Genomic DNA, 13,710 nt, shown 5'->3' with positions numbered 1-13,710 from the left:
CGTTTCTCGCTCATTTATTCTTGGGTTAATCCGCTATTTTACCCTGATCCACGGCGAACATCTTTGAATTTTTGTCCGCCATATCCATCACATGCTCAGCGCTTATCGCGCTGACGAAAACCTGTGATTCCGTGGCCTTTAACCGGCTGGCTAATAGACCACGACGTGCATCATCAAGTTCAGAGGCAAAATCATCTATCAGATACAGGCAACGCCGCCCGTTCTGTCGGGTGAGAAACTCACCCTGCGCCAGTCTTAAGGCGCACATCAGTAATTTAAGCTGTCCGCGAGACAGCGTGTCCTCGACGGGCGCGCCATCGGCACGAATCCGAAAATCAGCTTTGTGAGGGCCATGAGCGGTATAGGTCAGCATGCGATCGCGTTCGAAGCTGCGTTCCAGTACCTCACTGTAATCGCTCTCTTTTTCCCAGCCGCGCTGGAAAGAGAAGCTCAGTGAAAACTCCGGCAAAAATTGCGCGCAGGTATCGGCCATGTCATCCGCAATGGCGGCGCTGTACTCAGCGCGCCAGCGGCTGATTTGTTCCGCCAGAGGAATAAGTTCTTTATCCCACGGTCGCAACTGCGCGTAACGTGTCACCTGCCGCAACGCGGCGTTGCGTTGCTTAAGCAGGCGTTTGAGGTTGCTCCAGGCGACAAAAAAGCCCGGTTCGTTATGAAAACAGCCCCAGTCGAGGAAAGCTCTACGGTATTTGGGGCCGCCATTGAGCAAAGTAAACCCCTCCGGGGTAATTAGCTGCATCGGCATTAGCAGGGCCAGTTCCGCTACTTTATGACCATCGCTGCCGTCGATGCGTACTTTGCTGTCGCCCGCACGGTCTTTTGTCAGGCCGACGGAGGATTCTCTTTCGCCATCCTGTAACCGGCCGTGCAACACAAAAGAGTCCTGCTCGTGGCGAATAACGCGCTCAATCTTCACGCTGCGAAAAGCGCGGCCGTGCCCAAGGGTATAAATCGCCTCAAGCACGCTGGTTTTACCGCTACCGTTGGCGCCGACCAGGAAATTAAAACCAGGGCAGAGCGCCAGATCTGCGTTTTCAATATTACGAAAATCTTTAATTAACAGCCGGGTGAGCGACATCTACAGTCTCATTGGCATCACAACGTAGGCAGCCGCCTGAGAAGCCGCATCTTCAATCTGCACGCTGGAAACGGAGTCGGTCAGCAGGATGCGAACATTTTCGCACTTCAGCGCGTTAAGCACATCCAGCACGTAACTGACGTTAAAGCCGATTTCCAAATCAGAACCGTCGTAGGAGACATCCAGAATTTCTTCTGCTTCTTCCTGCTCCGGGTTATTAGCGGTGATTTTTATCTGATTCTGGCTAACATACAGGCGCACGCCGCGGAACTTCTCGTTGGAGAGAATCGCCGCACGGGCAAATGCCTGTTTAAGCAGATCGCAGCCAGCATCAAGATGTTTATCAGGATTCTTCGGCAATACGCGGCGATAATCCGGGAAACGACCGTCAACCAGCTTCGAGGTGAAGATAAAATCGCCGACGTGCGCACGGATATTGTTGCTGCCGATTTGCACGCGCAGAGGGTTTTCGCCGCCGTCCAGCATACGCATCAGTTCAATCACGCCTTTACGCGGCACGATCACCGAATGGTTTGGCAGCGCCTGGCCAATCGGCATCGAGCAAACGGCAAGACGATGCCCGTCGGTGGCAACGGTGCGCAGCTCTTCCCCTTCGGTTTCAAACAGCATGCCGTTGAGGTAATAACGCACGTCCTGATGGGCCATAGAAAACTGCGTGGCTTCGATCAGGCGTTTCATCGTCGCCTGGGGGAGCGTGAATTCAACTTCGCTCTGCCAGTCGTCAAGGTTCGGGAAATCGGTCGCCGGCAATGTGGACAGCGAGAAACGGCTGCGGCCGGAGCGCACCAGCATGCGGTCACCCTCAAGCTGCACGGCGATTTCAGCCCCTTCCGGCAGGCCACGGCAAATATCGAAGAATTTGCGGGCAGGCACGGTGGTTGCGCCCGGCTCATGCGGTTGTACCAGCGCCACGCGCGCGACCATCTCCATTTCCAGATCGGTCCCGGTTAAAGAGAGCGCACCCTCCGCGACTTGCAACAGCAGGTTGCCGAGAATCGGTAACGTCGGACGGCCACCAAGCGGGCCACTCACCTGTTGCAGCGGTTTTAATAAAGTTTCACGTTCAACGGTAAATTTCATAGCGTCACGAAGATAATGTTCTGATTAGGTTGGAGAAATCTTCTTTGATGTCGTGGCTTTCTTCACGCAACTGCTCGATTTTACGGCAGGCGTGCAGCACGGTGGTATGGTCGCGGCCACCAAATGCATCGCCGATTTCCGGCAAGCTATGGTTCGTCAGTTCTTTCGCCAGCGCCATCGCCATTTGACGCGGGCGGGCGACGGATCGGGAACGACGTTTGGACAGCAGGTCAGCAACCTTAATTTTATAATACTCGGCCACCGTTTTTTGAATATTGTCGATGGTGACGAGCTTCTCCTGCAGCGCCAGCAAATCACGCAGCGCTTCACGCACGAAGTCGATGGTAATCGCGCGTCCGGTAAAGTTGGCGTTAGCGATTACGCGGTTCAGCGCCCCTTCCAGCTCACGCACGTTGGAGCGAAGGCGCTTGGCAATAAAGAAGGCGACTTCGCCCGGCAGGCGAATATCATTCTCGTCGGCTTTTTTCATCAGGATCGCCACGCGAGTTTCTAACTCAGGCGGTTCGATCGCAACGGTCAACCCCCAGCCGAAGCGGGATTTCAGACGATCCTCAACGCCGTTGATCTCTTTTGGATAACGATCTGAGGTGAGAATGATCTGCTGATTGCCTTCCAGCAACGCGTTGAAGGTATGGAAAAATTCTTCCTGTGAACGCTCTTTATTGGCAAAAAACTGAATGTCATCGATAAGCAGCGCATCAACCGAGCGGTAATAGCGTTTGAACTCTTCAATCGCATTGTTCTGCAGGGCTTTGACCATGTCCTGAACGAAGCGCTCGGAATGCATATACACCACTTTGGCATTGGGTTTGCGGGCAATAATGCCGTTACCCACCGCGTGCAACAGGTGAGTTTTACCTAAGCCGGTTCCGCCATACAGGAAGAGAGGGTTATACGCGCCGCCCGGGTTATCGGCCACCTGACGTGCCGCCGCGCGTGCAAGCTGGTTCGACTTACCTTCAACGAAGTTATCGAAGGTGTGCTTCAGGTTAACGTTAGAACGATAAGACTGCTCCGCGGGCGCCGGGAGGTTGTCCCAGCTCGGGCGCATGGGTGCTGCCGCCCGTACAGTTTGCGCGGGGGCCGCTGTAGCAACGGTTTGCTGATTGAGGTTCTGGCTAACGGGTTTACTGCCTACTTCAAAACGCAGTAATGGCGCGTCGTTGCCGCAAAAATCATTGAGCAATCCGTTGATATTATTTAGGTACTTATCCCTTACCCAATCGAGCACAAACCGGTTTGGCGCATAAAGGGCCAGCGTGTTATCACTCAGTTCCGCCTGTAGGGGGCGTATCCACATACTGAATTCTGTGGCTGGTAACTCATCCTGCAATCGGGCAAGACACTGCTGCCAAAGCGAAAGTGACACGGCGGACTCCACTCGAACAAAGTCGATAAAAAGACGAAGACTGAAAGTTTTACATTCATGATTGTTGACACACGCCGACTCTCCCGCAAGGGATCCCGGTACGGGAAGCGTGCGAACCGCTATCTGCGGTTTACCCTCAATGTGAACGATCTTGGATCACGATCGGGACCGCGGATCATAGCCTAAAGCGCGCCAGAGATCTTCTGTTTCTCACAGTTTCTTCCCGATTTATCCACAGGGCAGTTTTGAACCGTCTAAGTGTAAACGATCCTGTCGGGCATGCTGCCGTTTACGCTCGCATATTGGAAAATTTAATGACCGCCGCGCAAAATTGATTTAAGAGATCTAACGAAGATCCCCGACGATCCTTGCGCTTTCATCGGGAGGCCGTATAATTCCCCACCCGTCGCGTATCGTCACTGTGTTTGACTTGCCAGATCCTGGGTAATTTTAGGGTCGGAAGAGGGATTCAGGCGCGGGAATTAAGGAAAGAGAATTGACTCCGGAGTGTACAATTATTACAATCCGGCCTCTTTAATCAGCCACACTGAGGCGTAAGTCCGGCACTTTCTGCGAGACGTTATGCTAACCCAGTGAAATTTATCCAAGTTTAGGTAGAAATCGCCATGAAACGCACTTTTCAACCGTCCGTACTGAAGCGCAACCGTTCACACGGCTTCCGTGCTCGTATGGCAACTAAAAATGGTCGTCAGGTTCTGGCACGTCGTCGTGCTAAAGGCCGTTCTCGTCTGACCGTTTCTAAGTAATAAAAGCTAACCCCTGAGTGGTTAAGCTCGCATTTCCCAGGGAGTTACGTTTGTTAACTCCCACTCATTTCACTTTCGTCTTCCAGCAACCTCAAAGAGCCGGCACGCCGCAAATCACCATCCTCGGCCGCCTGAATTCGCTGGGGCATCCCCGCATCGGTCTTACAGTCGCTAAGAAAAACGTCAAACGCGCGCATGAACGCAATCGGATTAAACGTCTGACGCGTGAAAGCTTTCGTTTACGTCAGCACGAACTGCCTCCAATGGATTTCGTGGTAGTGGCTAAGAAAGGGGTGGGTGACCTGGATAACCGGGCTTTATCGGAAGCATTGGAAAAATTATGGCGCCGTCACTGTCGCCTGTCTCACGGCTCCTGATTGGCCTGATAAAGGTCTATCAGCGCCTGATAAGCCCACTTCTTGGGCCGCATTGCCGTTTCACGCCGACCTGTTCTCACTACGGAATTGAGGCATTGCGCAGGTTTGGGGTGTTAAAAGGCAGTTGGTTGACGGTGAAACGCGTATTAAAATGCCACCCTTTAAACCCCGGTGGAGACGATCCCGTCCCACCTGGACCATTTGATACCAGAGAACACTAACGATGGATTCGCAACGCAATCTCTTTCTCATCGCTTTGTTGTTCGTGTCTTTCATGATCTGGCAAGCCTGGGAGCAGGACCACGCTCCTCAACCTCAGGTGCAGCAGACCACGCAGACTACGACTACCGCCACGGGTAATGCAGCAAGCCAGGGCGTGCCGGCCAGTGGCCAGGGAAAAATCATCACGGTTAAAACTGACGTCCTCGAACTTTCCATCAACACCCGTGGTGGTGATGTTGAGCAGGCGCTGCTGTTAACCTATCCGAAAGAGCTCAAATCAACTGAGCCATTCCAGTTACTGGAAACAACGCCGCAGTTTATCTATCAGGCGCAAAGCGGCCTGACGGGTCGTGACGGACCGGATAATCCGGCTAACGGCGCTCGCCCGCTGTATAACACAGATAAAGATACCTTTGTGATGGCCGACGGCCAGAACGAACTGGTTATTCCAATGACCTATACCGATGCGGCTGGCAACGCCTTCACCAAGTCCTTCACCCTCAAACGCGGCGAGTTCGCGGTGAGCGTGGATTACAACGTGAAGAACGCCGGTGAGAAACCGCTGGAGCTTGCGACCTTCGGTCAGTTGAAGCAGTCCATCAACCTGCCGTCTCATCGTGATACCGGAAGCAATAACTTTGCGTTGCATACCTTCCGCGGCGCTGCGTACTCCACGCCAGATGCGAAATACGAAAAATATAAATTCGATACCATCGCAGACGGTGAGAACCTGAGCGTCAACGCCAGCAATGGCTGGGTGGCGATGCTGCAGCAGTATTTCGCAACGGCATGGGTTCCGCGTAACGAAGGCACCAACAACTTCTACACCACCAAACTGAACAACGACGTGGCGGCTATCGGTTATAAATCCGCACCGCAACTGGTTCAGCCTGGTCAAACCGCGCAACTGGGCAGCACCCTGTGGGTTGGTCCGGAAATTCAGGACAAAATGGCGGCCGTAGCGCCTCATCTTGACCTGACTGTGGATTACGGTTGGTTGTGGTTTATCTCTCAGCCGTTGTTCAAGCTGCTGAAATTTATCCACAGCTTCATCGGTAACTGGGGCTTCTCCATTATCGTTATCACCTTTATCGTTCGTGGCATCATGTACCCGCTGACCAAAGCGCAGTACACCTCCATGGCGAAAATGCGTATGTTGCAGCCAAAACTGGCGGCCATGCGTGAGCGTATCGGTGACGATAAGCAGCGTCAGAGCCAGGAAATGATGGCGCTGTACAAAGCTGAGAAGGTTAACCCGCTGGGTGGTTGTCTGCCGCTGGTTATCCAGATGCCAATCTTCCTGGCGTTGTACTACATGCTGATGGGCTCTGTTGAACTGCGTCATGCGCCGTTCGCACTGTGGATCCATGACCTGTCCGCACAAGACCCGTACTACATCCTGCCGATCCTGATGGGTATTACGATGTTCTTCATTCAGAAGATGTCGCCTACCACCGTGACCGACCCGATGCAGCAGAAGATCATGACCTTTATGCCGGTCATCTTCACGGTGTTCTTCCTGTGGTTCCCGTCAGGCCTGGTGCTGTACTATATCGTCAGTAACCTGGTGACCATCATTCAGCAGCAGCTAATTTATCGCGGTCTGGAAAAACGTGGCTTACACAGCCGCGACAAGAAAAAGACCTGATAGCGTTTAAATTAAGTTAATGCACACGGAAGGCGGTCAATTGACCGCCTTCTTTTTTTCGTAGGGTGGATAAGCGAAGCGTCATCCACCAGCCATCTCGAAAGGGAAAATAATGAGCCATAACGAGACAATCGTTGCCCAGGCGACGCCGCCGGGACGTGGCGGGGTCGGTATCCTGCGCGTTTCCGGCCTCCATGCTCGCGACGTTGCACAGGCTATTCTGGGCAAGCTTCCAAAACCACGTTACGCCGATTATCTGCCGTTTCGCGATAGTGATGGGGCCACGCTTGATCAGGGCATTGCGCTGTGGTTCCCCGGCCCAAACTCTTTTACCGGCGAGGACGTTCTGGAACTGCAGGGTCACGGCGGCCCGGTCATTCTCGACCTGCTGTTAAAGCGCATTCTGGCTATTCCCGGCGTGCGCATCGCAAGGCCCGGCGAATTCTCAGAACGAGCATTCCTTAACGATAAGCTGGATCTGGCGCAGGCTGAGGCCATCGCCGATTTGATTGACGCAAGCTCAGAGCAGGCCGCCCGTTCGGCGCTTAACTCGCTGCAGGGCGTGTTTTCCGCCCGCGTAAATCATCTGGTGGAAGCGCTGACCCACCTGCGAATTTACGTTGAGGCCGCCATTGATTTTCCGGATGAAGAAATCGATTTTCTGTCTGACGGCAAAATCGAAGCACAGCTTAATCAGGTCATTAACGATCTGGACGCCGTGCGTGCGGAAGCACGCCAGGGGAGCCTGCTGCGCGAAGGGATGAAGGTGGTTATCGCCGGGCGACCAAACGCCGGTAAATCGAGCCTGCTAAACGCTCTTGCAGGGCGTGAAGCCGCAATCGTCACCGATATCGCCGGAACAACCCGCGATGTATTGCGCGAGCATATTCATATCGACGGCATGCCGCTGCATATCATCGATACCGCAGGTCTTCGTGAAGCAAGCGATGAAGTTGAACGTATTGGTATTGAGCGCGCGTGGAACGAGATTGAACAGGCCGACCGCGTGCTCTTTATGGTCGACGGTACGACAACCGATGCCACCGACCCGGCGGCAATCTGGCCGGACTTTATAGCCCGTCTGCCGGAACGTTTGCCGATTACCGTGGTGCGCAACAAAGCAGATGTCACAGGCGAGACGCTGGGTCTCAGCAATGTGAATGGTCACTCACTTGTGCGCCTCTCCGCGCGTACAGGTGAAGGCGTAGATGTGCTGCGCGATCACCTGAAACAAAGCATGGGTTTTGAAACCAACATGGAAGGGGGTTTCCTCGCGCGTCGCCGTCACCTGCAGGCGCTGGAACAGGCGGCCACGCATCTGCAGCAGGGCAAAGCCCAACTGTTAGGCGCATGGGCCGGGGAATTACTGGCAGAAGAGCTGCGTCTTTCTCAGCAGAGCCTGAGTGAAATCACCGGGGAATTTACCTCTGATGATTTACTGGGCAGGATTTTCTCTAGCTTCTGCATCGGTAAGTAATCGCTGAAAGTGAGCACACGCTGACTCTGATATCATCCCGCAATGCCGCCGCGTTGCGGGATTTTTTTTACCAGATAAACCGCACGGAAGCATAAGCATTCACTATACAAACAGAAGGATCATCCTTTGACGCACTTTTACAGCCTCAGGCCGTGCGTTTAAGGGGTAAAAATCCTACAATCGACCCTACAGTCCCTTTGACCATTATCATGGAGCGAAAAATGGCAACGCATTTTGCACGATGGACAATCAATTCAAGCTACCCGTCTTCATCGCGTCTGGACCCTGAGTGTTTTAGCTACGCACGGACCCTTCCGGAACGCCGCCGCGCAAGGTTTCTGGCCTCGCGTACGCTGCTGGCCGAACTGCTCTTTATGCTTTACGGCATAAAAAAGCTGCCAAAAATCATCACCACCGTGGCAGGAAGACCGCATTTTGCCGATCACACATTTACGGATTTCAGTATCGCTTATGCAGGGAATAGCGTGGGTGTTCTGGTGACGACGGAGGGGCGATGTGGTCTCGATATGGAACTACCGCGTTCGTTTGGCGCCATTCCTTCCTCTCTTCCCACTCCCGCTTTCAGCAGTAATGAATCCACCTGGATAAACAACCAAAACGATCCTACTGAAGCCCGTTCGCAGTTGCGCACGCTGCGCCAGAGCGTATTTAAAGTTACCGGCAGCGATGAAGCGCTACAGTTGATCCCGGGAGCTGGACGTTTACGTGTCATGAACCAGTCGCATATTGAAGCAATAAGCGATGTGGAAGACATACTGGTCTGGTCATGTACCGTTTCACCCGCGATTGAGAAGCTAAGCTTGTGGGAGTTTGACGGGCAGGGCTGGATGAGCCTGAAAGATGTGCCCTCTCGCCGTAGCGATCCGGACGGGCGCATTATACGTTTTACCAGTCAGCCCTATGAGAAAGCCTTATTTCCAAACTGATCTTTCCTGAACGTCCCGACAAAAGGAGTGTTTATGTCCGACACGTTAAAGATAGTTACGTTACTGGGGAGCCTGCGTAAAGGCTCATTCAACGCCATGGTCGCCCGTACGCTGCCGAAAATCGCCCCGGCAGGCATGAGCATTGATGCGCTGCCGTCCATCGCGGATATTCCTCTGTACGACGCGGACATGCAGCAGGAAGAGGGTTTCCCGCAGACGGTTGAAGCTATTGCCGAACAAATCCGCAGCGCGGACGGCGTCGTTATCGTCACGCCAGAATACAACTATTCGGTGCCGGGCGGTCTGAAGAACGCCATCGACTGGTTATCACGCCTTCCTGAACAGCCGCTGGCGGGCAAGCCCGTGCTGATTCAGACCAGCTCAATGGGCGCGATTGGCGGCGCTCGCTGCCAGTATCATCTGCGTCAAATTCTGGTGTTCCTGGATGCGATGGTAATGAACAAGCCTGAGTTTATGGGCGGAGTCATTCAGAACAAAGTGGATACGCAGACGGGTGAAGTTGTCGATCAAAGCACGCTTGATCATCTTACCGGCCAGTTGACGGCTTTTGGCGACTATATTAAGCGGGTAAAAAACTAAGGCAGCGCATTTTGCTGTAGGGTGGATAAGCGCAAGCGCCATCCACCATTCCATACGGCGGATGGCGCGTTGCTTACCCGCCCTACAAATTATCGATCAGTCGATAAACGCAATCTTCAGTATGAAAAGTAGCGCCACAACAATTACGCATGGGCTGAGCTCACGCCAGCGGCCAGTCCCCAGTTTCATCACGCAATAAGAGATAAAGCCAAGCGCGATACCTTCGGTTATTGAGAAGCTAAACGGCATCATAACGGCGGTAACAAACGCAGGTACGGCTTCGGTCAGGTCTTCCCACTTCACACGCGAAAGGCTGGACGTCATCAGCACGCCGACATAAATCAGCGCGCCTGCTGCAGCGTAACCCGGCACCATTCCGGCCAGCGGCGACAGGAAGATAACCAGCAGGAACAGCAGGCCAACGATGACCGCCGTCAGGCCGGTGCGGCCGCCCACGGAAACGCCGGAAGAGCTTTCAATATAAGCGGTAACGGAAGAGGTGCCGATGAAAGAACCCGCCACGGAAGAGATGCTGTCTACGTACAGCGCCTGCTTCATGCGTGGGAATTTGCCTTTTTCATCGGTCAGCCCGGCTTTGTCAGTTACACCAATCAGCGTGCCGGAGGAGTCGAACAGGTTGACCAGCATGAACGAGAAAATCACGCCCGCCAGCCCAATATTCAGCGAACCGGCTAAATCTACCTGACCCACAACGGACATTACGCTCGGCGGCGTTGAAACAATGCCGTTGTACTGTACATCGCCCAGCATCCAGCCCAGCAGCGTGGTGACAACGATAGAAACCAGCACGGCGGCATGAATGTTACGGGAAGCCAGAATCGCGATGATAAAGAAACCCAGCGCGCCCAGCAGAACGCTGTGCGAAGTCAGATTGCCAATGCTCACCAGGGTGTCTTTGTTCGCCACGATAATACCGGCGTTCTTCAGACCCATCATGCCGATAAACAGACCGATGCCGCTGGTGATGCCCACGCGCAGGCTCACCGGGATGTTAGCAATCATCCAGTAGCGCACGCGGAAAATGGTCAGCAGCAGAAGGCCAACGGCGCCCCAGAAGATAGCGCCCATGCCTACTTGCCAGGACAGACCCATTGCGCCAACAACCACAAAGGCGAAGAAAGCATTCAGCCCCATTGCTGGCGCGAGCGCCACCGGCAGATTGGCGAAAATCCCCATCAGGATGCTCCCCAATGCGGCAATTAAACAGGTGGTGACGAATACGGCCTGGGTATCCATACCCGCGGCGCCAAGGATCTGCGGGTTAACAAAGACGATATACACCATCGTCAGGAAGGTTGTAAGACCGGCGATCACTTCGGTGCGTGCCGTGGTGCCGTGCTCACGCAGTTTAAACACGCGCTCGAGCAGCCCCGGATTTGCAGCCGGAGTAGATTGTGGTTGGCTCATTAGTCTTGTTTCCGAACATGAGAGGGAAAAATCCGTCGTTATCCTATACCAAAATGCCGAAATGTTGATGGTCGATGTGGACTTTTTTTCATTCAATTTGTTTATACGGCAACGATTGCGTACCGCATTAATTGCGTAAATTGGGTAAAATGTTTTTTCACTTTTATAAAAGGAAGCGGCATGTCCCGGATAGATGCGGTGTTCTTCGACTGCGATGGCACGCTGGTCGACAGCGAAGTAATTTGCTCCAGAGCCTACGTACACATGTTTGCGCAATACGGCATCGAACTTGCGCTCGAAGAGGTTCACAAGACCTTTAAAGGCATCAAGCTTTACGAAATTATCGATACCATAAGCCAACAATATGACGTGGTCCTGTCCAAAACCGAGCTAGAGCCAATTTATCGCGCCGAGGTCGCAAGGCTCTTCGACAGCGAGCTACAGGAAATTTTGGGCGCAGCGGCGCTGATTGAACGAATAAAAGTCCCGATGTGTATCGTTTCCAACGGGCCGGTCGGCAAAATGCAGCACTCGCTGGGCAAAACCGGCATGCTCGCATATTTCCCGGATAAGCTGTTTAGCGGCTACGATATCCAGTGCTGGAAGCCGGACCCTGCGCTCATGTTGCACGCTGCCGATAAGATGCAGGTTGATGTGAAAAACTGCGTGCTGGTGGACGATTCAATGGCGGGCGCGCAATCGGGTATTGCGGCAGGCATGGAGGTGTTTTATTTCTGCGCCGATCCGCATAACAAACCTATCGACCATCCGAAGGTCACGACCTTTACCGATCTGGCGCAGTTGCCCGAACTGTGGCGGGCGCGTGGCTGGGATATTACTCGTTAAAATTAACGCCAGCGCTGTGCTGGCGTTTTTGTTTATAAACCTGCGCAGTCAGGTGCTTTGCCGTAGTTCAATCTGGTAGCTGAACAGCTCAATGCGCGGCTCATCCTCATCCCTTTCTTCATTTAACAGTTCAATCAGCAGCTTACCGGCCTCTTTGCCCATTTTTTTATAATCTATGCGCACCGAGGTCAGCGTGGGATGCGTCTGGTCGCAGCTATCCGAACCGTCAAGGCAGGCTATCGCTATGTTGCCGGGAATTTTCAGCAGCCTTCTCTGGCATTCAAACATGATGCCCAGCGCAATTTCTTCGTGGCTGCAAATCACCGCATCCAGCTCCGGCTGGCGTAATAACATTTCCGTCAGCGCATAGCGTCCGAACTGCAGACTGGCCGCTTCCGGCGTGGTGATTATCTGATCTGAATTCTGGTAGCGGCTGAGCATCGCCTTGTGCCAGCCGTTAAGCTCCTGCCGCTGGAGGCGATTGTCCATATGCGCGCCGATAAAACCGATATGCTTATAGCCCTGATTCAGCAGATGATCGGTCAGTTTATGCGCCGCCTCAAAGAACGAGGCCTCAAGGGTAATGTCCACTTGGCTGAAAGGTGAGCCCACGACGTTTATCGTTGGGATATCCACCTTTTCAAGGATCTGATGCGTTTTTTCTGCCAGTTGCGAGCCAAAGATCACCAGCGCCGCCGGATTACTTTGCAGCAGAGTCATTAAAATTTCGGCTTCTTTGTGTTGATTATGCTCATGGCAGCCCAGCAGCAACTGGAATTCGTTTTTATTAAGCACCTGCTGTAGAGACTGCATAAAGCTCGAACTGGCTTTGTCCGTCAGGGAAGGAATCAACACGGCAACGGTGTTGCTGTGACCGGACGCCAGCGCCCCCGCCGTTCGGTTGGGTATGTAGCCAAGCTCTTCAACCGCCTGTTCAATCTTCTCTCGCAGCTTGTCTGAAACCTGTTCTGGCGTTCTGAGCGCACGTGAGACCGTCATGGTTCCCACGCCCGCAAAGTTGGCGACCTCCTGCAGGGTCACTCGGCCGGTACTGCGGCGCTTACGCGTTTTTTCCATCCTGGCTCCCGGGACAGCTACAACGGACTGTTTTCATTATTGTTATCTCACCCTATGCCTGTATACCCCCGCCGCGACGGTGGCAATTATCCTCTCGCATTGTATATGCGCAGGCCGGATATAGCCAAAGCCTGGCGGGATAGAAATGATAGCGCTATCACATTGCTTGATAGCGCTATCAGGTAGCGCTATCAAATGCGACAACCGTCACATTAATCAAAACGCAAAATATCTACTCTCCGTGTTAATCACCATCGGGAGTCATCAATCACATGTTAAAAGCACTCTTAACCCCAGAGGTCGTTCAGATTGTAGAGCAGGCAAAAGACTGGCGGGACGCAGTGGCGATTTCATGTCGTCCGCTGATTGAAAATGGGTCGATTGAGCCTCGTTACGTCAAGGCTATCTACCGCTCTCATGAAGCTATAGGCCCTTACTACGTGGTGGGCCCGGGCATTGCGATGCCGCACGCCAGGCCAGAAGAAGGCGCAAATAAACTGGCAATGGCGCTAACCCTTATCGCCGACGGCGTGAACTTTGATGCAGACGAGAACGATCCGGTGAAATTACTGATCGTGCTGGCGGCAACCGACAGCACCAGCCACATCGAGGCGATTTCACAACTCGCCCGGCTCTTCGATAACGAGCAGGACACTCGGGCCATTTTGCAGGCCAAAACAACGCAAGACATTTTATCCGTCATTGCGCGCTACTAGCCCGGCGGCGTCTGG

General features: G+C 53.5%; 14 protein-coding genes. 9 read left to right on the top strand and 5 right to left on the bottom strand.

What is annotated here, in order from left to right; all coding sequences use genetic code 11:
* Window positions 1-25: 25 nt before the first annotated feature.
* Genes recF through dnaA form a run of 3 tightly spaced genes read right to left on the bottom strand, consistent with a single transcriptional unit; the run spans window position 26 to window position 3,590 of the window.
* The gene (gene recF, locus MUA00_RS02180; protein ID WP_271121481.1) at window positions 26-1,099 is read right to left on the bottom strand and encodes a DNA replication/repair protein RecF; all 1,074 of its coding nucleotides are present in this window, start codon (window positions 1,097-1,099) and stop codon (window positions 26-28) included.
* Window positions 1,100-2,200 (bottom strand): DNA polymerase III subunit beta, encoded by a 1,101-nt coding sequence (gene dnaN, locus MUA00_RS02175; protein ID WP_271121482.1) that lies wholly within the window; start codon window positions 2,198-2,200, stop codon window positions 1,100-1,102.
* Window positions 2,201-2,204: 4 nt separating this feature from the next.
* Window positions 2,205-3,590: a chromosomal replication initiator protein DnaA gene (gene dnaA, locus MUA00_RS02170; RefSeq protein ID WP_271121483.1), complete on the bottom strand. Its 1,386-nt coding sequence runs from the start codon at window positions 3,588-3,590 to the stop codon at window positions 2,205-2,207.
* A gap of 626 nt (window positions 3,591-4,216) precedes the next feature.
* Here dnaA and rpmH point away from each other — a divergent pair.
* The 7 genes from rpmH to MUA00_RS02135 all read left to right on the top strand — a co-directional run bounded on the left by rpmH (window position 4,217) and on the right by MUA00_RS02135 (window position 9,628).
* Window positions 4,217-4,357 (top strand): 50S ribosomal protein L34, encoded by a 141-nt coding sequence (gene rpmH / locus MUA00_RS02165; protein WP_003849659.1) that lies wholly within the window; start codon window positions 4,217-4,219, stop codon window positions 4,355-4,357.
* Window positions 4,358-4,374: 17 nt separating this feature from the next.
* Window positions 4,375-4,734: a ribonuclease P protein component gene (gene rnpA, locus MUA00_RS02160; protein WP_121267533.1), complete on the top strand. Its 360-nt coding sequence runs from the start codon at window positions 4,375-4,377 to the stop codon at window positions 4,732-4,734.
* Window positions 4,698-4,955 carry a membrane protein insertion efficiency factor YidD gene (gene yidD, locus MUA00_RS02155; protein WP_074388504.1) on the top strand — a complete coding sequence of 86 codons (258 nt, stop codon included), beginning with the start codon at window positions 4,698-4,700 and terminating at the stop codon, window positions 4,953-4,955. Before rnpA ends, yidD begins: the two co-directional genes overlap by 37 nt.
* Window positions 4,956-4,957: 2 nt before the next feature.
* A complete protein-coding gene (gene yidC, locus MUA00_RS02150; RefSeq protein WP_271121484.1) occupies window positions 4,958-6,604 on the top strand; it encodes a membrane protein insertase YidC in 1,647 nt (548 codons plus the stop codon).
* Between the two features lie 112 nt (window positions 6,605-6,716).
* On the top strand, window positions 6,717-8,081 hold the full coding sequence (mnmE, locus tag MUA00_RS02145; RefSeq protein WP_271121485.1) for a tRNA uridine-5-carboxymethylaminomethyl(34) synthesis GTPase MnmE: 1,365 nt from the start codon (window positions 6,717-6,719) through the stop codon (window positions 8,079-8,081).
* A gap of 221 nt (window positions 8,082-8,302) precedes the next feature.
* On the top strand, window positions 8,303-9,028 hold the full coding sequence (locus MUA00_RS02140) for a 4'-phosphopantetheinyl transferase family protein (protein ID WP_271121486.1): 726 nt from the start codon (window positions 8,303-8,305) through the stop codon (window positions 9,026-9,028).
* 33 nt (window positions 9,029-9,061) lie between these two features.
* A complete protein-coding gene (locus tag MUA00_RS02135) occupies window positions 9,062-9,628 on the top strand; it encodes an NADPH-dependent FMN reductase (RefSeq protein ID WP_271121487.1) in 567 nt (188 codons plus the stop codon).
* A gap of 96 nt (window positions 9,629-9,724) precedes the next feature.
* Here the strand turns inward: MUA00_RS02135 and MUA00_RS02130 are convergent, their stop codons facing one another.
* Window positions 9,725-11,056: an NCS2 family permease gene (locus MUA00_RS02130; protein ID WP_271121488.1), complete on the bottom strand. Its 1,332-nt coding sequence runs from the start codon at window positions 11,054-11,056 to the stop codon at window positions 9,725-9,727.
* Between the two features lie 180 nt (window positions 11,057-11,236).
* Between MUA00_RS02130 and yieH the strand changes: the two genes are divergently transcribed.
* Window positions 11,237-11,902, top strand: coding sequence for a 6-phosphogluconate phosphatase (gene yieH, locus MUA00_RS02125; protein WP_271121489.1), 666 nt, complete (start codon window positions 11,237-11,239; stop codon window positions 11,900-11,902).
* A 48-nt stretch (window positions 11,903-11,950) separates the two neighbouring features.
* On the opposite strand, the gene MUA00_RS02120 is transcribed toward yieH, so the two are convergent.
* Entirely contained in the window at window positions 11,951-12,979 is a 1,029-nt protein-coding gene (locus MUA00_RS02120) for a LacI family DNA-binding transcriptional regulator (protein WP_271121490.1), read from the bottom strand.
* 272 nt (window positions 12,980-13,251) lie between these two features.
* Between MUA00_RS02120 and MUA00_RS02115 the strand changes: the two genes are divergently transcribed.
* The gene (locus MUA00_RS02115) at window positions 13,252-13,695 is read left to right on the top strand and encodes a PTS sugar transporter subunit IIA (RefSeq protein ID WP_271121491.1); all 444 of its coding nucleotides are present in this window, start codon (window positions 13,252-13,254) and stop codon (window positions 13,693-13,695) included.
* The last annotated feature ends 15 nt before the right edge of the window (window positions 13,696-13,710 follow it).

It is taken from the genome of Dryocola boscaweniae (assembly GCF_025215095.1).
Taxonomy (GTDB): Bacteria; Pseudomonadota; Gammaproteobacteria; order Enterobacterales; family Enterobacteriaceae; genus Dryocola; species Dryocola boscaweniae.
Note: the sequence above shows the minus strand (reverse complement) of the source record. Positions and strands in the feature narration are given on the sequence as shown.